The sequence below is a fragment of the Pseudomonas sp. NPDC078416 genome (assembly GCF_050268485.1).
GTDB lineage: Bacteria > Pseudomonadota > Gammaproteobacteria > Pseudomonadales > Pseudomonadaceae > Aquipseudomonas.
In genome coordinates this window covers 9,950-30,802 of record NZ_JBNNGV010000015.1, presented here as the reverse complement: position 1 = coordinate 30,802, position 20,853 = coordinate 9,950, and the positions used below count along the sequence as shown (strand labels likewise).

Here is a 20,853-nt window from a genome sequence, read left to right as displayed (position 1 = left end):
TGAATGAGTCCTCACTCACCCATCCGTCGAGCGCGACACTTCTTCCCATTCCGCAAACTCCGCTTCCAGCTGCGCGAGCTTTTCCCGCACCAGCGTCAACGCATCGCTGCCCAGCAACAAATGCGCCGGCGGGTTGGGGCTGTCGATCAGCTTGAGCATCGCGTTGGCTGCCTTGACCGGATCCCCCGGCTGCTTGCCGCTGCGTTCTTCACGGGCCTTGCGGATCGGGTCGAAGCTGGCGTCGTAGTCGGTAATCTGCCGCGCAGTCCGTTGCATCGAGCGCCCGGCCCAATCCGTGCGGAACGAACCCGGCGCCACCGCGGTGACGAACACATTGAAGGGCTTCAGCTCCTTGCAAAGGGATTCGGAAATGCCTTCCAGGGCGAACTTGCTGCCGTGGTAGTAGGAAATCCCCGGCATCGTGATGAAGCCGCCCATGGAAGTGACGTTGAGGATGTGCCCGCGGCGGCGCTGGCGGAACAGGGGCACAAAGGCCTTGATGATCGCCACCGCGCCGAACACGTTGACCTCGAACTGCCGACGCAAGTCCTCCAGCGGCGACTCTTCCAGAATGCCCTCGTGGCCATAGCCGGCGTTGTTGACCAGCACGTCGATGGGCCCGAACGCGTTGTCGGCCTCGGCCACCACGCGGTCGATGGCGTCGAAATCAGTGACGTCCAGCAGCACGCCGTGGGCGCGACCGGGTGCCTGGGCTTGAAACGCCTGTACGGCGTCTTCACTGCGCAGGGTGCCGATCACCGTATGACCCGCCGCCAGCGCCTGTTGCGCCAACGCCTGACCGAAGCCGCTGCTGACACCGGTGATGAACAGGGTTTTAGTTGTGCTCATAGTGCGTTTCCTCACAAGACCGAAGCTGTTGATCGTAGGCCCCATGGTAGGAACCCTGCGCGCGAAACCGATGACCCAGTTCTACGCGATGATTGCCTGATCCTGCTCTGGCTTGGCGCTGCCACGGCGCGACTGATAGTCATTTTGTAGTGAGCTTGCTCGCGATCAGGGCGTGTCAGTTATAGGTGAATCAACTGACACACCGCGATCGCGAGCAAGCTCACTCCTACCAGGCGCAGACCGTGGACATCTCACACCCGCGGATTGGCCGTGTTCCTGGTCACCAGCCGCAACCCGCTTGCCACACTGCCCACCGCCGCAAAGCCTGCGCCGATGCTCAGCGCCAGCACCGGGCCGTGGGTGCTGGAAATCCCGAAACTCAACGCCACCAAGGCCGCCCCCGTGGCCTGACCGATCAGGCGTGCCGTCGCGATGGTGCCGCTGGCGCCGCTGGAGCGCTCCTTCGGCGCGCTGGTCATCAACGCTTTCTGGTTCGGCGCCTGGAAGAAACCGAAGCCGATGCCGCACAGCACCATCCGCGCGATGATGGACATCACGCTGGCGTCGGCGGGCATGGTCGCGAGGGAAATCATCCCCAGGCAGAGCATGGCCAGGCCAATCCCGCCCAGCAGCCCCGGCGCATAGCGGTCAGACAGGCGCCCGGCGAACGGCGCGATCATCGCCACCACCACCGACCACGGCGTCATCAGAAACCCGGTCTGGATCGGGTCGCGGCCCAGGGTGCTTTCAAAAAAGAACGGCAGCGAGACGAACGCCAGTCCTTGGGTGGCGAACGAACAGAACGCCGTCAGGGCCGACAGCGCAAACAGCGGCCGCTTGAGCAAATCCAGGGGAAACATCGGCGCAGGGTGCCCGGCCTCGCGCTTGAGCATCAGCGCGCCGCCCACCAGAAAAACCGCCAGGGCGATCAGCACGCTGGTCATGGAACCCAGTTGCGCCGCCTGACTCAGGGCAAAGATCAGCGCGCCGAAGGTGATGACGTTGAGCACGGCGGTGAAGCGGTCGAACGTCAGGGTGCCGAGACGGGTCGCGGGCAGCGAATTCCAGGCAAACACCAGGGCGAATAGCCCAATGGGCAGGTTGATCGCGAACAGCCACGGCCAGCTCGCCACCGACAACACCAGCGAGGCCACGGTCGGGCCGATGGAGAACGAGGTGCCGACCACCAGCGCGTTCATGCCCAGGCCGCGGCCGAGGCGCTCGTGGGGGAAGATCGAGCCGATCAGCGCGGCGTTGACACTCATGATCGCGCTGGCGCCGATGCCCTGCAGCACGCGGGCGATGGTCAGCGTGGGCAATGACCAGGACAGCGCACACAGCGCCGACGACACCACGAATAAAATCAGCCCGCCCAAGTACACCTTGCGGTGGCCGAGCACGCCGCCCAACGCCGCGAACGGCAACAGCGTGGCGACAGCGGCGAGCTGGTAAGCGTTGATGATCCACACCGACGCTGCCGGCGAGGCGTGCAAATCAGCCGCGATGGCGGGGAGGGCGGTGTTGGCGATGGCGGTGTCGAGGGTGGCGAGGGCGATGGACATCAAAATCGCCGCCATGCCGCGAAACTCGCGGGGTGTGAGTTTATTACCGACGCGCGGGGCATCCTGAGTGGCGGGCTGGACCATTATCGACAACGCTCCGGGGGATGAACTTCAGGCGGGTCTGCAGTCGCAGACGAAAGCGTGATGGTGCCGTTTTGTTAGGGTGCTACGCAATGAAAGATGCGCGAGGGAGGGATCGCGACGGCATCCCACTGTAGGAGCCGGCTTGCTGGCGAATGCTATGTATCAGCCACCTGTTTCATGACTGACCCCACCCGTTCGCCACCAAGCCGGCTTCTACGGATGGGGTCAGGCAAGCATTCAGTGACCGACCTCAACCCCCCGCTGTATCAATATCCTTATCCAGCTCACCGGTCTGCCGTTCCTCTTTGGTGGTGTCCGGCGACTCATGCTCTTCGGGCTCGAAATCCGGGGTAAAGCTGTTCTCGCCGGTCACGTTGCCATTGTTCTCCTGACTCTGCGCGCCGTCCTCGGACTGGCTCTGCGATCCGCCCTGGTTTTTCAGCGCATCGTTCTGCGCCAGGCTGCTGTCGGGCCCGACTTGCTCAACGGCAGGAGTAATCGCCGGGTCGTTGCGGTTGACGGTTTGATCATTGTTCTGGGTAGCCATACGCACCTCTTATGTCATGCCCCGTTCACAGGGCTTACAGATATCGAGGGCAACGACGCGCAAGGGTTCGATCCATGTGCTGACCGGCAGGCTTCAGCTGTCGCGATAGGCGCCGGTCACCGGCATGCGACTGCCCAGTCGATAGCGCGACGACGGGTGCACCAGGCGCACGTAGGTCACCACGTTGCCGCTGTTCCAGGTGCGGCGCATCAGCACCAGACACGGCTCGCCCGACTCGATCTGCAAATGCTTGAGCTCCTCGGCGCTCGGGTGGCTGGCCTCAACGATGTGCTCCATTTCATCGGGCTGAATGATCTGCAACAGGTACCGCGCCGACTGCAACGTGTCGCCAAAGGGCTGGTTTAGAAAGTCAGGCGCGGCGTGGGGATTGACGTAACGGTCCTCCAGTTGCACCGCCACGTCATCCTCGTAATGCACGCACAACAGGTGAAACACCGACGCGCCAGTGGCCAGCGAGAGGGCCGACGCGATGGGCATCGACGCCGATTCCCGTGCCAGATGCAGCACCTGGCAACGATAGCGATGGCCCCGGGCAAGGATTTCGTCGGCGATGTTGGTGATGCGCAGCAGGTTGGATTGCGGCTTGCTGGCGGCGACGAAGGTGCCGACCCCGGACACCCGTAGCAGGCGGCCTTCTTCGGTCAGCTCGCGCAACGCCCGGTTGACGGTCATCCGCGACATGCCCAGCTCGACCACCAGACGGTTCTCCGACGGAATCAGATCGCCGGGCTTCCATTCCCCCGACGACAGCTTGCCGTTGACGAAAGATTTCGCCCGCCGATACAGGGCCTGGGGTGCCGGCTTGTCCATCGTTTTTCTCCCTTGCCGAACAGGCGTGCGTTGACGGCCCTAAAAAAGTGCATCACCCCTTGGCGTCCTGCCAGAACGCGTTGCGGTCCAGGTAGTTCTGCAAGAACTGCTGCAGCCGGGGTTGCTCGGCGTTGTGGAACATCTGCCGGGGCGTGCCGCGAGCAACGATTTCGCCCTGATCGAGAAAAATCACCGAATCGGCGACCTGGGCGGCAAAGCCCATCTCGTGGGTGACCACGACCATGGTCATGCCTTCCTTCGCCAGGGTCTTCATCACCTGCAGCACTTCGCCCACCAGCTCCGGGTCGAGGGCCGAGGTGGGCTCGTCGAACAGCATGATGTGCGGCTCCATCGCCAGCGCCCGGGCAATCGCCACCCGCTGCTGCTGACCGCCGGACAGCTGCGCGGGATACGCTTCGGCCTTGTGCGCCAGGCCGACCTTGTCGAGCATCGCCATGCCGCGCTTTTTCGCGTCGTCGGCCGAGAGCTTGCGCACCCGCCGCAAGGCTTCGCAGACGTTGCCGAGGGCGGTCATGTGCGGCCACAGGTTGAACTGCTGAAAAACCATGCCGACGTTGCGTCGCACCTGGTTGATCTGCGATTGCGGCGCGCGGCGACGGCCCTTGTCGGTGTCCTGCCAGCCGAGCAACTGGCCTTCGATGCGGATCTCGCCTTCGTCATACTCCTCGAGAAACGCCATGCTGCGCAGCAGGGTGCTTTTGCCCGAGCCCGACGGGCCGATCAGACAGACCACTTCCGAGCGCTGCACCTGCAAGTCGATGCCCTTGAGCACGCGCAGGTGGCCGAAGCTTTTGCCCACCTTGTTCAGGGTCAGGACGGTCGACTGCTCGCCGTTGGTTTTCATAGGTTCATCCAGGGATTCGCGGGTCGTTTCGCGGGTCGGGGCGGGCACTTTGCCGCCGGGGATCAGAAGACTGTTCATCGCGGTTGCCTGCTCATGAAGCGGCCGACGCGGGTTTCCAGCAGCATGCCCAGCCGCGAGCACAGCTCCACCAGAATCAGATAGCCGATGCACAGCATCAGCAGGGTTTCGACGAAGGCGAAGGTCTCCGAACCGATGCCGGTGAGGACCATCGTCAGCTCGGGAATGGTGATGATCGACAGCACGGCGGTTTCCTTGCACAGCACCGTGACCATGTTCACCAGCGCCGGCAGAATCATCACCAGCATCTGCGGCACCTGGATGCGCCAGATGCATTGCAGGCGGGTGATGCCCAGGCAATCGGCGGCTTCCAGCTGACCCCGGGCGACCGACTCGAAGCCGGTGCGGAAGATCTCGGCGAAGTACACGCTGCCGTAAACCCCCAGGCCGAGGATGCCGGCGGGGATCGGGTCGAGGCTGATGCCGAACGACGGCCCGCCGTAATACACCAGAAACAGCTGCACCAGAAACGGCGTGCTGCGGATCAGCTCGATGAACACCCGCAATGGCGCGCGCACGAAGTGGTTGCCGAACACCTGGGCGACCGCGATCAGCATGCCCAGCGCGAGGCCGAGCACGACGCCGCTGCTCCAGGTGCCGAGGGTGACCAGAAAGCCCGAGCCGATGTCGCCCAGGTGGTCGGTAAAAATGCTCGGGTCGAAGGTCATGCCGTGCGCTCCTTCAGGCGTCGTTCGAGCAGGCTCGCGGCATACGCCAGCGGCACGTTGATCAGGCAGTAGAAGCCGGCGAGCATCAGGTAGTCCTGGACGAACATATAGTCGCTGGCCGCCAGGTTCTGCGCCGTGCGGGTGAGGTCGGCCAGCCCGACCACCGAGACCAGCGACGAGGCCTTGATCAGCAGGATCATTTCATTGACCAGCGCCGGCAGCGTCAGGCGCACGGCCTGAGGCACGCGGATGCGCATGAGCATCTGCGCGTCGCTCATGCCCAATAGGCCGGCGGCCTCCAGCTGACCGCCGGGAATCGCAAGAAAGCCGCCCCGCATGATCTCGGCGATATAGGCGCCGGCCGCCAGGGACAGGCCGATGATCGCCGCCACCGTGGGCGAGACATTGGGCAGGCCGACCCGGGGCAGGAAGTAATAGATGAACAGCAATTGCACCAGCAGCGGAATGCCGCGGAACACGAAAATGTAAGCGCCACCGAGGCGGCGCAGAAGAGGGATCGGCGACAGGCGCAGGCTGCCAACGACAATGCCGATGACAAAGCCGAACACCAGCGCGGCGATCGACACCTGCAACGTCACCCACAGGGCGCCGAGCAGTAACGGCGCGTTTTGCTGCAGCAAGGGCCAATCGAACACGGCGTTTCTCCAGCGTATGCCTGACGCAAATCCTGTAGGAGCGACCGGGGTGGCGCTCCACCTTGCCCGCGAATAGGGTGAGTCAGTCGATGCAAGCGTGACTGACACACCGCATTCGCGGGCAAGCCACGCTCCTACAGGTCGTGCATCGTTTCGGGACGATGCAATTGACTCAGCTCCTTATCACCACGTCGGCTCGAAATCACCCTTCGGCACGTCCATTTCCGCGCCCAGCCATTTCTTCTGCAGCGCGGCCAGGCGGCCGTCGTCATGCATCTTGGTCAGAGCCGCATCCAGTGCGGCGATCAGGCTGTCGGCATCGGCGTCCTTGCGGCCCAGGTAGGCGAAGTAGGATTTCTTGCCGAACGGCGGCTGCACCACTTTGTACAGATTGCTTTTCTGCGCGGCGACGAAGGAAATGTTCGGCAGCGAGTTGGCCACGGCGACGATGCGCTTGGCCGCCAGGTCGGCGTAGGCCTGATTGTTGTCGACGTATTCACGAATGGTGACCTTCTGCGGCAGGGTCGCAGCAAAAGCCTTCAACTCTTCCAGCTGCGCCGAGCCCTTGCCGGCACCGACGGTTTTGCCCGCGATGTCTTCCGGCTTGCTGATGCTGTCGTCCTTGGCGCCCGCGAGCAGGGCCACGGTCGCTTCGGCAATCGGCGACACGAAGTGGTAACGCTCCTTGCGCGCCTTGGTCACGATGATCGGGCCGGCCACCACGTCGAATTTCTTCGCTTCAAGGCCCGGCAGCACGCTCGGCCACGGCAGGTCGAGGAACTTGATCTTGACCCCCAGCTCCTGACCCAGCGCCTCGAACAACTCAGCGTTCAAGCCTTTCTGCTTGCCCGCCTCGAGAAAGTCGAAGGGCGCGAACTGCATCTCGGTGCCGACCACCAGCTCACCGGCCTTTTTCACATCGGCCAGTTGGTCGGCGTGCACCGCCAATGGCAACAGCGCCAGCGTGGCAGCGATACTCAAGCGTTTAAACGTCCTGCGGAACACAGAGTCGAGTGGCATGGGATGGCTCCTGGGTGGATGGGGCGTGTGGCGTCGAAGGCTGTGGGATGTTGGTGAGCGGGTGAACGGTTTTGCTCTGGCTTCTGCAACTGCAGTTAGCGTGCCATACCGGTATATACAACCGGCAGGTGGTTATCAGCCGAGGATCTTGCCCGGGTTGAGAATGCCGTTGGGGTCGAAACTGCGCTTGAGCTCAGCCATCACTTGCAGCGCTTGCGCGCTCACCGAGTGATGGAGAAACTCGCGCTTGAGCAGGCCGATGCCATGTTCAGCCGACACCGCGCCGCCCAGCTCGCCGACGGCGCTGTACACCAGTTCTTCGATTTCCAGCACCGGCGCGGGCTGCGGCAGCGAATGGCAGTCCACGGTCAGGTGCAGATTGCTGTCACCGATGTGGCCGAAATACACGCTTAGGTTACCCGGCCAGCGCGCGTCGATGCGCTCACGGCAGCGTTCGGCGAACTCACCGATGCGGCCGATGGGCAGGCTGATGTCGAAGTTCAAGGGCGCCATGCGTTGGGGAAACTCGCCCGTGGCCTCGCGAATCTTCCACAGCAAGCGGGCCTGGGCCTGGGAGGTCGCGAGAATGGCATCGACCACTTCACCGGCCTCGATCGCCGCTTCGAGGGTCTGCTCCAGCGCACCGTGGGGGGCGGACGATTCCAGCAGCACGTACAAGGGATGATCATCGGGCATCGGCGCGACGGGCTTCTCTAGCCACGACACGCCAAGGCGAAAGAAGTCCTGCCACATCAGTTCATACGCCTGGGGCGTGCCGACACTCGATTGAATCCGCCGCAGCAGGGTGACAGCGCTCGGGTAATCGGGCAGGGCGCAAAGCAGCGTGGTGGTCGGGCCCGGCGGTGGCGCCATCTTCAACACCGCCCGGGTAATCACCCCAAGGGTGCCTTCGCTGCCGATGAAGCACTGTTTTAGGTCATAACCGCAGTTGTTTTTGATCATCTTGTTCATCAGGTCGAGCACGCGCCCGTCCGCCAGCACCACCTCCAGACCGAGCACCAGATCGCGGGTCATCCCGTAACGAATCACCGCATTGCCGCCGGCGTTGGTAGCAATGTTGCCACCGATCTGACAGGAGCCTCGCGCGCCCAGGTCCAGTGGAAACAGAAAACCGGCCTCGGCCACGGCGTGCTGAATGTCCTCCAGCGTCGTGCCCGCACGCACGCTGACGGTTGCGGCTGCCGGGTCGATCTCCTCGATGCCGCGCAGGCGATCCAGCGACAGCGCGATGTCGGTGGTGCGCGGAACAGCGCCGCCCGCCAGCCCGGTCATGCCGCCTTGGGGCACCACGCTTTGCCCCGCCGCATTGCAGATGCCCAGGGCGAGGGAGACCTGTTCGGTGCTGGTCGGCAAGAGCAACGCGGCGGGGCAAGCGGGGGCGTGGCGGGTCCAGTCGCTGTAATGACGCGGGCTGATGGCCTCGCCGGTCAGCACCTGAGCATCGCCCAGGGCCTGGCGCAACTGGCTGATGGTCTGTTGCAGGTCGCTCATGGAATCCACTCGATCAATTCGCGTCAGGGGTGGGGCGTGCCTGAAAGCGGGGAGGCTGTATAGACAGCTGAGGCAAGATGCAGGCCAGTTGATCGACGCCGGTAGGTTGAGGGCGCTAAGGGCTTCCCTGTAGGACTGGCTTTAGCCGGGAAAGCGTCGGATGTCACACCACAGAATCCAGGTCGCACGCGCTGGCGCATTCCCGGCTAAAGCCGGTCCCACATAGTGATCGCGCGGTGTCCTACGAATAACGTTGTGGGCGGTGCGGCACAGTAAATGCTTGATCCGGTCTATACCGCCCAGTCCATTTCCTCCGCCCGGAGCCTGTCATGACCGTCACCGCCAACCTCCCGATCATCGACATGGCCGGCGTCCGCGAAGGCGACGAGGCCGCGATCCGTCGCGCCGGCGAAGCCATCCGCAGCGCCTGCAGCGAGAGCGGCTTCTTCTACATCATTAACCACGGCGTGCCCCGGCAAGTGATCGACAGCGCCATGGTGGCCGCAAAAAACTTCTTCGCCTTCGCGCCGGAGGTGAAGCGCCAGGTGGCAGTGAACAAACGTCATCGCGGCTGGCATGCGTTGGGCGGGGCGCTGATGTACGAGGCGACCAAGCCGGATTTCAAGGAGTTTTTCAGCATCGGCCTGGAGCTGCCGGAGGATGACCCGAGCGTGCTGGCAGGGGAGGCGTTGCGCGGGCCGAACCAGTGGCCGGACTTCATGCCTGAGCTGCGGGTGGCGCTGGACGCGTATTACGAGGAGATCGGCAAGGCGGGCGCTGATCTGTTGAAGGCAGTGGCCGTGGGCTTGGGCATTGAGCCCGGTTTCTTTGCGCCGAAATACGGCAAGCGTTTGCAGCGCACGCAGATGGTCTATTACCCGCCCCATCCGCCCCGGGCCGAAACCGATCAGTTCGGCGTCGCGCCGCATACGGATTATGGCTGCATCACGTTGTTGCATCAGGACAACAGCGGCGGTCTGCAGGTGCGTGAGTTGGGCAGCGGGGCGTGGATCGATGCGACGCCGATCGAGGGCACTTTGGTGGTGAACGTGGGGGATTTGCTGGCGCGTTGGTCGAACGATCGGTTCCGGTCGACCATGCATCGGGTGATCAATCAGTCAGGGCATGAGCGGTATTCGATCGCGACGTTTTATGACCCGACCTATGGGGCGGTTGTTGATCCGTGCGATTTGGGGGTTGATGCGGGGGCGAGTCTTTATCCGGCGGTGGCGGCGGGGGATTACATACTTAAGCGGATAGATGATTCGATGGCGTATCGGAAGAAGGCGTAGCGATCGAGTCTTCTGTGTATATCCAATATTTGTGTCCGCTGTTGTTAGGGTTCCGCCCTTACGGCGGGTCACTTTTTCCAAGAGCCCGGATTGCCGGCCCAGAAAAAAGTAACCAAAAAGGCCCTGCTCCTGGTTGGGTTCCTCCTTCGTCGGAATACCCTCACTCCGACGACGCTCCGTGGGCCCGCGCCGAACGGACATCCCTGTCCTGACGGCGCTCTCGCGGCATCCATGCCGCTCGGCCCACTGCGCGTCGTCTGCGTTCAGCCTGCACCCAAGTCGCGATTTGTGGTGTTTAAACCTTTTGCGTATGAAGATCAAAAGCAAAGGCGAGCAAAAGCAAAAGCTTCCCGGCTGAAGCCGGTCCCACTCAAAGCAGCGCGTGCATTGAACTCACTGATCGTTCCCACGCTCCGCGTGGTAATGCCGCCTCGGGCGCTCCGCGTCCTGCAGACGACGCGCATTCAGGCTTGGGGATGTGACGCGGAGCGTCGCCGGAGGCATTCCCACGCGGAGCGTGGGAACGATCACACGGCAACGGCAACGGCAACGGCAACGACAAACGTGTGTTGTGTTGTGTTGTGAAGACTAGCGTTTGCACAGTCTCTCTAACTGGATGCGATCCCCTGTAGGAGCCGGCTTGCTGGCGAACGCGGTGGGTCAGCCATGAAGACGTAGCCTGACAAACTGCATTCGCCAGCAAGCCGGCTCCTACAGTGAAGTCGCGTTCATCCAGTGGGACCGGCTCTGACTGTAGGACCGGCTTCAGCCGGGAAGCCTTTGATCTGCTTGTGATCCGCTTTTGATCTTCCTACGCAAGGATTTCAGACGACACCCATCGCGACTTGGGTGCAGGCTGAACGCAGGTTTCGCGGAGTGGGCCGAGCGGCATGGATGCCGCGAGAGCCGCCCCCCGCCATGGATGGCGGATGGCGGCGGGCCCACGGAGCGGGACCGGAGTGAAGGTATTCCGACGAAGGAGGAACCCAACCAGGAGCAAGCACCCTTGGTTACTTGGGGTGCTTTTCCAAGTAACTCGCCGAAGGCGAAACGTCTGCCCTTAGGCAGACGCTCCTGATCTTGATCTTAAAATCTAAGCGGTTTAGATAACCGCCAAGATCGCCTTCGTCACGGCCCCGATATTCCCCTGGTTCAACGCCGCCACACAAATCCGCCCGGTATCCAGCGCATAAATCCCGAACTCATTGCGCAGACGATGAACCTGCGCCGTCGTCAGACCCGAATACGAAAACATCCCCCGCTGCCGCGCGACAAAACTGAAATCCTGCCCCGCCGCATTATTCGCCAGACGCTGCGTCATCTCCTCACGCATGCCGCGAATCCGCAGGCGCATCTCGCCCAGCTCCGCCTCCCACTTCGCACGCAACTCAGGGCTGTTCAACACCGTCGCCACAATCGACGCGCCATGGGTCGGCGGGTTCGAATAGTTGGTGCGGATCACACGCTTCACCTGCGACAACACCCGCGCCGTCTCTTCCTTCGAATCCGTCACGATCGACAACGCGCCGACCCGCTCGCCATACAGCGAAAACGACTTCGAAAACGAACTGGAAGCAAAGAACGTCATGCCGCTGTCAGCGAACAAACGCACCGCCGCAGCGTCCTCGTCAATCCCGTCACCAAAGCCCTGATACGCCATGTCCAGAAACGGCACATGACCCTTGGCCTTCAGCACCTCAAGGACCTTCTTCCAGTCTTCCAGGGTCAGGTCAACGCCGGTCGGGTTGTGGCAGCAGGCGTGCAGCACGACGATCGAGCCGGACGGCATGTTCTGCAAATCTTCCAGCATCCCCGTGCGGTTCACGTCATGGGTGGCGGCGTCGTAATAGCGATAGTTCTGCACCGGGAAACCGGCAGTTTCGAACAGCGCGCGGTGGTTTTCCCAGCTCGGGTCGCTGATCGCCACAACGGCGTCAGGGGACAACTGCTTGAGGAAGTCAGCGCCGATTTTCAGCGCGCCTGTGCCGCCGACCGCCTGGACCGTCATTACCCGGCCCGAGGCCAGCAGCGGCGACTCAGCACCGAACAGCAGGGTTTGCACAGCCTTGTCGTAGGCGGCGATGCCGTCGATTGGCAGGTAGCCGCGGGGCAGGTGTTGGGCCACCCGGTTTTCTTCCGCTTCGACAACGGCGCGCAGCAGCGGAATTTTCCCTTCTTCGTTGCTGTAGACGCCTACACCCAGGTTGACCTTGGTCGTACGGGTATCGGCGTTGAATGCTTCGTTGAGGCCCAGGATAGGATCGCGTGGTGCCATTTCGACAGCGGAGAACAGGCTCATTGTGCGGGGGCTCTGAGTGGGGAGTGAATGGGTCGCGTCGCTCCAGCCGATTGCACTAGAGCGGTGCACAAACGGGGAGCAAGTATAAAGCCCCTCGCCAGTGCGGGCGACAGGCCGGGACCGGTTTTTCCGGGTTTTTCGCGAAATTTTTCGACCGTTAGTCCCGTGCTGCGGACTAATCTGCGGAGGGTGGGTTGAAAGGTGGCGCAGTCGACTCCACTTGTAGTCCCATCACTTTCTTCTATGTACGTCTTTTCCCTGGCGGGATCAGTCGTCCGTGCTCATTGCGTTGCTGCAGAATCTGGCAGTAGCCCGTCCAGAGGTACGTTATGTCCGAGTTTCAGCTCGTTACCCGTTTTGAGCCGGCCGGCGATCAACCGGAGGCGATTCGTCAGTTGGTCGAAGGCATCGACGCCGGCCTGTCGCACCAGACCCTGCTCGGCGTGACCGGTTCGGGCAAGACCTTCAGCATCGCCAACGTCATTCAGCAGGTGCAGCGCCCGACCCTGGTGCTGGCGCCGAACAAAACCCTGGCTGCCCAGCTGTACGGCGAGTTCAAGGCGTTTTTCCCGAACAACTCGGTCGAGTACTTCGTTTCCTACTACGACTACTACCAGCCCGAAGCCTACGTGCCGTCGTCGGACACCTTCATCGAGAAGGACGCGTCGATCAACGACCACATCGAGCAGATGCGCCTGTCCGCGACCAAAGCGTTGCTGGAGCGCAAGGACTCCATCATCGTCACCACGGTGTCGTGCATCTACGGTCTGGGCAGCCCGGAAACCTACCTGCGCATGGTTCTGCACGTAGATCGCGGCGACAAGCTCGATCAGCGCGCCTTGCTGCGCCGTCTGGCCGACCTGCAGTACACCCGCAACGACATGGATTTCGCCCGGGCGACCTTCCGTGTACGCGGCGACGTGATCGACGTGTTCCCGGCGGAATCGGACCTGGAAGCCATCCGCATCGAGCTGTTCGATGATGAAGTCGAAAGCCTTTCCGCGTTCGATCCGCTCACCGGCGAAGTCATTCGCAAGCTGCCGCGCTTCACCTTCTACCCGAAGAGCCACTACGTGACCCCCCGCGAAACCCTGCTGGACGCGATGGAAGGCATCAAGGTCGAGCTGCAGGAACGTCTGGAATACCTGCGCGGCGCCAACAAGCTGGTGGAAGCGCAACGTCTGGAGCAGCGCACCCGATTCGACCTGGAGATGATCCTCGAACTGGGTTACTGCAACGGCATCGAAAACTACTCGCGCTACCTGTCCGGCCGTCCTTCCGGCGCGCCGCCGCCGACGCTGTACGACTACCTGCCGGCTGACGCGCTGCTGGTGATCGACGAATCCCACGTCAGCGTGCCCCAGGTCGGCGCCATGTATAAGGGCGACCGTTCGCGTAAGGAGACGCTGGTGGAATACGGTTTCCGCCTGCCGTCGGCGCTGGACAACCGGCCGATGCGTTTCGATGAGTGGGAAAATGTCAGCCCGCAGACCATCTTCGTGTCAGCGACGCCGGGTAACTACGAGGCCGAGCACGCGGGGCGGATCGTCGAGCAGGTGGTGCGACCGACCGGTCTGGTGGACCCGCAGATCGAAATCCGTCCGGCGCTGACCCAGGTCGACGACTTGCTCTCCGAGATCCACAAGCGCGTGGCGATCGAGGAGCGGGTGCTGGTGACCACGCTGACCAAGCGCATGTCCGAAGACCTCACCGATTACCTGGCCGACCACGGCGTGCGCGTGCGTTACCTGCACTCGGACATCGACACCGTCGAGCGCGTCGAGATCATCCGCGACCTGCGGCTGGGCACCTTTGATGTGCTGGTGGGGATCAACCTGCTGCGCGAAGGTCTGGACATGCCGGAAGTGTCACTGGTGGCGATTCTCGATGCCGACAAGGAAGGCTTCCTGCGTTCCGAGCGCTCGCTGATCCAGACCATCGGCCGCGCCGCGCGTAACCTCAATGGCCGCGCGATCCTGTACGCCGACCGCATCACCGGTTCAATGGAGCGCGCCATTGGTGAGACCGATCGCCGTCGCGAGAAGCAGATCGCCTTCAACCTGGCCAACGGCATCACGCCGAAAAGCGTGATCAAGGACGTCGCCGACATCATGGAAGGCGCCACCGTGCCCGGCTCGCGCAGCAAGAAGCGCAAAGGCATGGCCAAAGCCGCCGAGGAAAACGCCAAGTACGAAGCCGAGCTGCGCTCGCCAAGCGAAATCACCAAACGCATTCGTCAGTTGGAAGAAAAGATGTACCAACTGGCCCGCGACCTGGAGTTCGAGGCCGCAGCGCAGATGCGCGACGAAATCGGCAAACTTCGCGAGCGCTTGCTGGCGGTGTGATGCCGCGAGAACGCGCGGACCGTCGTGATGGCGCAGACCGTCGTCACGGCGCCATTCAATCCGTAGGAGCCGGCTTGCTGGCGAACGCGTTCTACCCGTCACCCACCCGGCGACTGACACACAGCATTCGCCAGCAAGCTGGCTCCTATAGACGTGCGCCTGACCGCTGATTAATCAGTGCGCCGCGCCACTCTTGACCCCCGAAGGCAACTTCCGCGTCAACAGCACTGCCAGCATGCTGACCCCCAGCGCAATCCCGACAAAATGAAACGCGTCGTTGTAGGCCATGATCGCTGCCTGTTGATGGGCGATCTCGCTGAGCTTGCCCAAGGCCGCTGTTTCACTGCCCAACCGGTCGGTGAGCATCGCCATGCGTTCGGCGACTTGCGGGTTGGCGGGGGAGATCGATTCGCGCAAATAGTCGAAGTAGGTCTTGGTCCGCGCATCCAGTAACGTCGCCAGCAGCGCAATGCCAATGGCGCCGCCCAGGTTCCGTAGAATGTTGAACAGGCTCGACGCCGACCCCGCATCCTGGGGCTGAATGAACGCTGTGGCGATCAGGGAGATGGTCACCATGATCAGCGGCTGACCCAGCGCTCGCACGAGCTGAATCTGATTGAACTGCGGCCCGGCGAAATCCGGATTGAGCACGCCGGACGAAAAGCTTGCCAGCCCGAACAGACCAAACCCCAGCGTACACAGCAACTTCGGCGAAATAACCTTCATCAGTTGCGGCACAAGCGGAATCAGAAACAGCTGGGGCACGCCCATCCACATGATCACCTCGCCGATCTGCTGCGCGTTGTAGCCCTGGATCTGCGCCAGGTACAGCGGCAGCAAGTAGATCGAGCCATACAACCCGACGCCCATGCCCACGCTGGAAATACTCGACAGCCCGAAATTGCGGTTGCCGAGAATCCCCAGGTTGATCAGCGGTTTCGGTTTGGAAAACTGGATGATCACAAAGCTGATCAGGCTCACCAGCGCAATGCTGCCCAGGCCGACAATCAGGTTCGATTCCAGCCAGTCCTTGCGATGCCCTTCTTCAAGAAACACCTGCAGGCAGCCCAACCCGACGCCGAGCGTGACAATGCCGGCGTAGTCGGTGCTCTTGAGCAACTCCCAGTGCGGCGCCTTTTTCTCCAGCCCGTAGAGCAGACCGCCAATCATCACCAGGCCCGGCGGGATGTTGATGTAAAAGATGTACTCCCAGCCAAAATTCTCCGTCAGCCAGCCGCCCAGGGTCGGGCCGATGGACGGGGCGAAGGTGGCGGTCATGGCAAACAGCGCCATGCCTTTGGCCCGGTGATGCTCCGGCAGTTTGATCAAGGTCAGGGTGAACGCCAGCGGGATCAGCGCGCCGCCGGTGAAGCCCTGCAGGGCGCGGAAGACGATCATGCTCTCCAGGCTCCAGGCCATCGAGCAGAGCAGGGACGACAGCAGAAACCCCACCGACACCCAGACCGCCAGGCGTCGCGCCGAGAGCAACTGCACCAGCCAGGCCGTCAGCGGGATCATGATGATTTCCGCCACCAGATAGGAGGTAGAAATCCACGAGCCTTCTTCCAGGGTCGCCGACAGCGCGCCCTGAATGTCCTTGAGCGACGAGTTGGTGATCTGGATGTCGAGCACCGCCATGAACGCGCCGAGCATCACACTCATCACGGCAATCCAGTCGCGCCGGGTCGGTTCGCCGACCGGGCGGATCAGCTCGTCACTGGCCATGTCGGGCGTCGTTTGGCGGCCGGATATCGACTGAAACGGTCACCGACATGCCCGGGCGGATCTTGCCGTGCAGCGGGTTGTCTGGCGTGAAGGTCAGCTTGACCGGGATGCGCTGCACGACCTTGGTGAAGTTGCCGGTGGCGTTGTCCGGCGGCAGCAGGCTGAACTGCGCCCCGGAGGCGGCAAACAGGCTGTCGACGCGGCCCTCGATGGGCGTGTCGGGGAAACTGTCGAACGTCAGCTGGGCCAGTTGACCGATCTCCATGTGCTCGATCTGGGTTTCCTTGAAATTGGCCTGCACCCAGATGTCCTCGTCCGGCACGATCGACAACAGGTACGCGCCGGCCTGAACGAACTGGCCGTTGCGCGCCGCCCGCTGGCCGACCAGCCCGCTGAGGGGCGAGTGGATTTCGGTGCGCTGCACATTGATCTGCGCCTGGGCCAGGTCGGCGCGGGCAGTGGCGATCTGCGCATCCAGGCGCTTGATCTCGGCGTTCAGCGCGTTGACCTGCTGGCGCTGACCCTGGGCATCGGCCTGGGCCTTGGTGACCTGGGAGCGGGCGACGTTGCTGTCGGCGGTCATGGTCGTGACCTGCGCTTCCGAGACGAAACCCGGGGTGCGCAGCTTTTGCAGCCGCGCCAGGTCCAGTTGCGTGCGCCCCAGGGTCGCCTGATTCGCCTGCACCTGCGCATCGCTGGCGGCGATCAGGCTCGACTGCTGGGTCAAACGGCTCTGGGCTTGCAGGCGTTCCGCTTCGCGGGTCGCCAGGGTCGCCTGGGCCCGGTCGATGGCCAGGCGGAAATCATCCGGCTCAAGCCGCACCAGCAACTGGCCTTTTTCCACGTGCTGGTTGTCCTGCACCAGCACCTCGTTGATCCGTGCGCCAAGCTGGCTGGACACGCGGGTGATTTCACCCTGCACGTAGGCGTTGTCGGTGGACTCGTGAAAGCGTCCCTTCAGGTACCACTGGGCGAAGAAGGCGAGGGCGATCAGCAGGACCACCACGAAGAAGATGAACAGGCGGCGCTTGAGTTGGGCGGGCATGGGCGTTCTGGATGATTGGGATGTAAGCAAACTTATCAGGGTTGGCGGTCTGGCACCTAGCCATCGTCGCGATCATGACCGGCACTGATGGCGGGGCATTCGTTGCAACACGCGTGGCCACGCGTGCCGGGCGGCGAGGGCGTGGCCGCCTGTCCTGCCATTACCACGATTCTGCGCTCCATCAAGCGTCCGCGCTGGAGCCGCGCAGGCCGCGCCTGTTAACATTCGCGGCTTGTTCGACCTATCCGGGATTTTCCATGACCACCGTTCGCACCCGCATCGCGCCATCGCCCACCGGCGACCCCCACGTTGGCACGGCCTACATCGCGCTGTTCAACTATTGCTTCGCCAAACAGCATGGCGGCGAATTCATCCTGCGCATTGAAGACACCGACCAACTGCGCTCGACCCGCGAGTCCGAACAACAGATTTTCGACGCCCTGCGCTGGCTCGGCATCGAGTGGAGCGAAGGCCCCGACGTCGGCGGTCCCCATGGCCCGTATCGCCAGAGCGAGCGCGGCGACATCTACAAGAAGTACGTGCAGGAACTGGTCGACGCCGGTCATGCCTTCCCGTGCTTCTGCACCGCTGAAGAGCTGGACCAGATGCGCGCCGAGCAGACCGCCCGTGGCGAAACCCCGCGCTACGATGGCCGCGCGCTGCTGCTGTCGAAAGAAGAAGTCCAGCGCCGCCTGGCCGCCGGTGAACCCCATGTCATCCGCATGAAGGTCCCGAGCGAAGGCGTCTGCGTGGTGCCGGACCTCCTGCGTGGCGAAGTCGAAATTCCGTGGGACCGCATGGACATGCAGGTCCTGATGAAGACCGACGGCCTGCCGACCTACTTCCTGGCCAATGTCGTCGACGACCACCTGATGGGCATCACTCACGTGTTGCGCGGCGAAGAGTGGCTGCCGTCGGCGCCCAAGCTGATCCTGCTCTACGAATACTTCGGCTGGGAAAAACCGGCGCTGTGCTACATGCCGCTGCTGCGTAACCCGGACAAGAGCAAGCTGTCCAAGCGCAAGAACCCGACCTCGGTGACGTTCTACGAGCGCATGGGCTTCATGCCGGAAGCGATGCTCAATTACCTCGGCCGCATGGGCTGGTCGATGCCCGACGAGCGCGAGAAGTTCTCCCTGGACGAAATGGTCGAGCACTTCGACCTGAGCCGCGTCTCCCTGGGCGGGCCGATCTTCGACATCGAAAAACTGTCGTGGCTCAACGGCCAATGGCTGCGTGAACTGCCGGTGGAAGAGTTCGCCACCCGCGTGCAGAAGTGGGCGTTCAACAGCGACTACATGATGAAGATCGCCCCCCACGTTCAGGGCCGCGTCGAGACCTTCAGCCAGATCGCACCGCTGGGCGGCTTCTTCTTCGCCGGTGGCGTGACCCCGGACGCCAAGCTGTTCGAGCACAAGAAGCTGTCGCCGGAGCAGGTGCGTCAGGTCATTCAACTGATTCTGTGGAAGCTGGAATCCCTGCGTCAGTGGGAGAAGGACAAGATCACCGGTTGCATTCAGGCGGTGGTCGAGCACCTGGAGTTGAAGCTGCGTGACGCCATGCCGCTGATGTTCGCCGCCATTACCGGTCAGGCGAACTCGGTATCGGTCACCGACGCGATGGAGATCCTGGGCCCCGACCTGACCCGTTTCCGTCTGCGCCAGGCGCTGGACATGCTGGGCGGCGTGTCGAAAAAAGAGAACAAAGAGTGGGAAAAGCTGCTCGGCGCCATCGGCTGAGCGGCTGCCTGAGCGACACCGGGCCATTGGGCGATTGCCCAGTGGCCCAGCATGGCTCGGTTTTCCGGGAGGCGGTAAGTGATTGTTATCCCGGAAAATTCTTTTGGAATTGTTTGAAAAAGAGTTTGACAGCTTTGTGGGTCGCACTTAATATGCGCCCCGTCCACACGGCAACGCAGAAACACGCGGTAACGCGGCCTTCTACGTAAGTGTATTGTGGGGCTTTAGCTCAGCTGGGAGAGCGCCTGCATGGCATGCAGGAGGTCAGCGGTTCGATCCCGCTAAGCTCCACCAAATTAGAAGCTTCAAGGTTCGCTTTACCTCCTTGAAGTTTGTCCCGCTTCGGAACCAGCACCGATGCGGTACGCAAGGGTTACGTCCCCTTCGTCTAGTGGCCTAGGACACCGCCCTTTCACGGCGGTAACAGGGGTTCGAGTCCCCTAGGGGACGCCAGTTTTACCGAGTGAGGCCGTTGTTAGAGCTGATCTCCGCCGAGAGGCGTAAATTCGGGGCTTTAGCTCAGCTGGGAGAGCGCCTGCATGGCATGCAGGAGGTCAGCGGTTCGATCCCGCTAAGCTCCACCAATTTCGCCAGGGTTCGTCATGTTGTTCGACGAACCTGACTGAAGGTTTTGCGTCCCCTTCGTCTAGTGGCCTAGGACACCGCCCTTTCACGGCGGTAACAGGGGTTCGAGTCCCCTAGGGGACGCCACGATTTCTCGCTCTGCGAGACCAAGGGTCATTCGATTATTGAATGGCCCTTTTGTTTTTCCGGGGTTTGAGTTCTCAATCCCTTCTCTGTTGACCTCATCTCTGTTCATCTCTCAACTCATTCGCCTGTCAGTCATCTCAAATGCCTGATGCGACCTTGCCAACGCACATGATGAGGATAATATTATCGCCATCATCCCGGAGGCGGTCATGAACGACAAAAAAGCACAGACCCGCGAACGTATTCTCACGGCTGCCAGTACCGCATTGATCGCGCGCGGCCCGATCGAGCCCAGCGTGAACGAGATCATGGGCGCAGCCGGGCTCACGGTGGGCGGTTTCTACGCGCATTTCGACAGTAAGGAAGCGCTGATGCTTGAAGCGTTCAGCCAGTTGCTGGCCGAGCGCCGTGAGATGGTCGCCAGCATCGACGATCAATTGCCGGGTGAAGAGCGTCGCGCGCTGTTGGCGGCGTTCTACCTGTCGCGCAGGCACCGCGACGCCCAAGAGCACGCTTGCCCCTTGCCGACGGCGATCGGGGAGATGGCGCGTCTGTCCGACGATTTCCGCAACGCCCTGGCGGAACACGTCGAACTGATGGTGGCGCAACTCGCCGCCAGCCCTGAAGAAACCGACAAAACCCTGGCCGACATCGCGCTGATGGTCGGCGGTCTTGCGCTCGCCCGAGCCCTGGGCCCCAGCGAGCTGTCGGATCGGGTGCTGAGGGCGGCGAAGTCGGCAGTGCTCTGAGTCAGGCAGGACATTTGGACTCCCTGGCCTTTCTGTTGTAGGACCGGCTTCAGCCGGGAAGGGGCCTGCGCAGGCACCCTCCATTCTGCGGCGTGACATCCGACGCCTTCCCGGCTAAAGCCGGTCCCACTAAATGCACGCGATCTGTCAGCGGGACCGGCTTCAGCCGGGAAGGGGGCCGCGCAGGCACCCTCCATTCTGCGGCGTGACATCCGACGCCTTCCCGGCTAAAGCCGGTCCCACTAAATGCACGCGATCTGTCAGCGGGACCGGCTT

Annotated in this window: 16 protein-coding genes and 4 tRNA genes; 8 read left to right on the top strand and 12 right to left on the bottom strand. The window is 62.5% G+C overall.

The window, feature by feature from the left end:
• Positions 1 to 15 precede the first annotated feature (15 nt).
• From ACQKEN_RS14905 to ACQKEN_RS14865, 9 genes are all read right to left on the bottom strand, one after another.
• Positions 16 to 849 (bottom strand): oxidoreductase, encoded by an 834-nt coding sequence (locus tag ACQKEN_RS14905; protein ID WP_427686544.1) that lies wholly within the window; start codon positions 847 to 849, stop codon positions 16 to 18.
• A gap of 251 nt (positions 850 to 1,100) precedes the next feature.
• On the bottom strand, positions 1,101 to 2,426 hold the full coding sequence (locus tag ACQKEN_RS14900) for an MFS transporter (protein WP_427686643.1): 1,326 nt from the start codon (positions 2,424 to 2,426) through the stop codon (positions 1,101 to 1,103).
• Between the two features lie 319 nt (positions 2,427 to 2,745).
• The gene (locus tag ACQKEN_RS14895; protein ID WP_427686542.1) at positions 2,746 to 3,042 is read right to left on the bottom strand and encodes a hypothetical protein; all 297 of its coding nucleotides are present in this window, start codon (positions 3,040 to 3,042) and stop codon (positions 2,746 to 2,748) included.
• A 93-nt stretch (positions 3,043 to 3,135) separates the two neighbouring features.
• Complete coding sequence (gene hutC, locus ACQKEN_RS14890; protein WP_427686540.1) at positions 3,136 to 3,873, bottom strand: histidine utilization repressor; 738 nt, start codon at positions 3,871 to 3,873, stop codon at positions 3,136 to 3,138.
• A gap of 52 nt (positions 3,874 to 3,925) precedes the next feature.
• Positions 3,926 to 4,738 (bottom strand): amino acid ABC transporter ATP-binding protein, encoded by an 813-nt coding sequence (locus ACQKEN_RS14885; RefSeq protein ID WP_427686641.1) that lies wholly within the window; start codon positions 4,736 to 4,738, stop codon positions 3,926 to 3,928.
• 74 nt (positions 4,739 to 4,812) lie between these two features.
• Positions 4,813 to 5,484 (bottom strand): amino acid ABC transporter permease, encoded by a 672-nt coding sequence (locus ACQKEN_RS14880; RefSeq protein ID WP_427686538.1) that lies wholly within the window; start codon positions 5,482 to 5,484, stop codon positions 4,813 to 4,815.
• Positions 5,481 to 6,140 carry an amino acid ABC transporter permease gene (locus ACQKEN_RS14875; protein WP_427686536.1) on the bottom strand — a complete coding sequence of 220 codons (660 nt, stop codon included), beginning with the start codon at positions 6,138 to 6,140 and terminating at the stop codon, positions 5,481 to 5,483. The genes ACQKEN_RS14880 and ACQKEN_RS14875 overlap by 4 nt, the downstream gene beginning before the upstream one ends.
• Before the next feature lie 183 nt (positions 6,141 to 6,323).
• On the bottom strand, positions 6,324 to 7,160 hold the full coding sequence (locus tag ACQKEN_RS14870) for a transporter substrate-binding domain-containing protein (RefSeq protein ID WP_427686534.1): 837 nt from the start codon (positions 7,158 to 7,160) through the stop codon (positions 6,324 to 6,326).
• Between the two features lie 135 nt (positions 7,161 to 7,295).
• Positions 7,296 to 8,672, bottom strand: a complete 1,377-nt coding sequence (locus ACQKEN_RS14865; RefSeq protein ID WP_427686532.1) for an FAD-binding oxidoreductase — start codon at positions 8,670 to 8,672, stop codon at positions 7,296 to 7,298.
• Between the two features lie 329 nt (positions 8,673 to 9,001).
• Here ACQKEN_RS14865 and ACQKEN_RS14860 point away from each other — a divergent pair, with 329 nt between their 5' ends.
• Positions 9,002 to 9,964: an isopenicillin N synthase family dioxygenase gene (locus ACQKEN_RS14860; RefSeq protein WP_427686530.1), complete on the top strand. Its 963-nt coding sequence runs from the start codon at positions 9,002 to 9,004 to the stop codon at positions 9,962 to 9,964.
• Between the two features lie 1,102 nt (positions 9,965 to 11,066).
• Here the strand turns inward: ACQKEN_RS14860 and ACQKEN_RS14855 are convergent.
• A complete protein-coding gene (locus tag ACQKEN_RS14855; protein ID WP_427686529.1) occupies positions 11,067 to 12,263 on the bottom strand; it encodes an amino acid aminotransferase in 1,197 nt (398 codons plus the stop codon).
• Between the two features lie 329 nt (positions 12,264 to 12,592).
• Between ACQKEN_RS14855 and uvrB the strand changes: the two genes are divergently transcribed.
• The gene (gene uvrB, locus ACQKEN_RS14850; RefSeq protein ID WP_074885065.1) at positions 12,593 to 14,608 is read left to right on the top strand and encodes an excinuclease ABC subunit UvrB; all 2,016 of its coding nucleotides are present in this window, start codon (positions 12,593 to 12,595) and stop codon (positions 14,606 to 14,608) included.
• A 174-nt stretch (positions 14,609 to 14,782) separates the two neighbouring features.
• Here uvrB and ACQKEN_RS14845 read toward each other — a convergent pair whose 3' ends face one another.
• Together ACQKEN_RS14845 and ACQKEN_RS14840 are read right to left on the bottom strand one after the other, a co-directional pair.
• Positions 14,783 to 16,273: an MDR family MFS transporter gene (locus tag ACQKEN_RS14845; RefSeq protein WP_427686639.1), complete on the bottom strand. Its 1,491-nt coding sequence runs from the start codon at positions 16,271 to 16,273 to the stop codon at positions 14,783 to 14,785.
• A gap of 49 nt (positions 16,274 to 16,322) precedes the next feature.
• On the bottom strand, positions 16,323 to 17,378 hold the full coding sequence (locus tag ACQKEN_RS14840; protein WP_427686528.1) for an HlyD family secretion protein: 1,056 nt from the start codon (positions 17,376 to 17,378) through the stop codon (positions 16,323 to 16,325).
• A 257-nt stretch (positions 17,379 to 17,635) separates the two neighbouring features.
• Between ACQKEN_RS14840 and gltX the strand changes: the two genes are divergently transcribed.
• From gltX to ACQKEN_RS14810, 6 genes are all read left to right on the top strand, one after another.
• The gene (gene gltX, locus ACQKEN_RS14835) at positions 17,636 to 19,117 is read left to right on the top strand and encodes a glutamate--tRNA ligase (RefSeq protein WP_427686527.1); all 1,482 of its coding nucleotides are present in this window, start codon (positions 17,636 to 17,638) and stop codon (positions 19,115 to 19,117) included.
• 218 nt (positions 19,118 to 19,335) lie between these two features.
• A tRNA-Ala gene (locus tag ACQKEN_RS14830) sits at positions 19,336 to 19,411 on the top strand.
• 83 nt (positions 19,412 to 19,494) lie between these two features.
• Positions 19,495 to 19,570 (top strand) — tRNA-Glu (locus tag ACQKEN_RS14825).
• A 55-nt stretch (positions 19,571 to 19,625) separates the two neighbouring features.
• Positions 19,626 to 19,701 (top strand) — tRNA-Ala (locus ACQKEN_RS14820).
• 51 nt (positions 19,702 to 19,752) lie between these two features.
• Positions 19,753 to 19,828, top strand: a tRNA-Glu gene (locus ACQKEN_RS14815).
• 209 nt (positions 19,829 to 20,037) lie between these two features.
• Complete coding sequence (locus tag ACQKEN_RS14810) at positions 20,038 to 20,577, top strand: TetR/AcrR family transcriptional regulator (RefSeq protein ID WP_427686526.1); 540 nt, start codon at positions 20,038 to 20,040, stop codon at positions 20,575 to 20,577.
• Positions 20,578 to 20,853 lie beyond the last annotated feature (276 nt).

Bases quoted from the DNA above. Each gene is read 5' to 3' on its own strand.
- ACQKEN_RS14905 (WP_427686544.1), bottom strand. From the start codon at position 849: ATGAGCACAACTAAAACCCTGTTCATCACCGGTGTCAGCAGCGGCTTC.
- ACQKEN_RS14900 (WP_427686643.1), bottom strand. From the start codon at position 2,426: ATGGCGGCGATTTTGATGTCCATCGCCCTCGCCACCCTCGACACCGCC.
- ACQKEN_RS14895 (WP_427686542.1), bottom strand. From the start codon at position 3,042: ATGGCTACCCAGAACAATGATCAAACCGTCAACCGCAACGACCCGGCG.
- hutC (WP_427686540.1), bottom strand. From the start codon at position 3,873: ATGGACAAGCCGGCACCCCAGGCCCTGTATCGGCGGGCGAAATCTTTC.
- ACQKEN_RS14885 (WP_427686641.1), bottom strand. From the start codon at position 4,738: ATGAAAACCAACGGCGAGCAGTCGACCGTCCTGACCCTGAACAAGGTG.
- ACQKEN_RS14880 (WP_427686538.1), bottom strand. From the start codon at position 5,484: ATGACCTTCGACCCGAGCATTTTTACCGACCACCTGGGCGACATCGGC.
- ACQKEN_RS14870 (WP_427686534.1), bottom strand. From the start codon at position 7,160: ATGCCACTCGACTCTGTGTTCCGCAGGACGTTTAAACGCTTGAGTATC.
- ACQKEN_RS14865 (WP_427686532.1), bottom strand. From the start codon at position 8,672: ATGAGCGACCTGCAACAGACCATCAGCCAGTTGCGCCAGGCCCTGGGC.
- ACQKEN_RS14860 (WP_427686530.1), top strand. From the start codon at position 9,002: ATGACCGTCACCGCCAACCTCCCGATCATCGACATGGCCGGCGTCCGC.
- ACQKEN_RS14855 (WP_427686529.1), bottom strand. From the start codon at position 12,263: ATGAGCCTGTTCTCCGCTGTCGAAATGGCACCACGCGATCCTATCCTG.
- uvrB (WP_074885065.1), top strand. From the start codon at position 12,593: ATGTCCGAGTTTCAGCTCGTTACCCGTTTTGAGCCGGCCGGCGATCAA.
- ACQKEN_RS14840 (WP_427686528.1), bottom strand. From the start codon at position 17,378: ATGCCCGCCCAACTCAAGCGCCGCCTGTTCATCTTCTTCGTGGTGGTC.
- gltX (WP_427686527.1), top strand. From the start codon at position 17,636: ATGACCACCGTTCGCACCCGCATCGCGCCATCGCCCACCGGCGACCCC.
- ACQKEN_RS14810 (WP_427686526.1), top strand. From the start codon at position 20,038: ATGAACGACAAAAAAGCACAGACCCGCGAACGTATTCTCACGGCTGCC.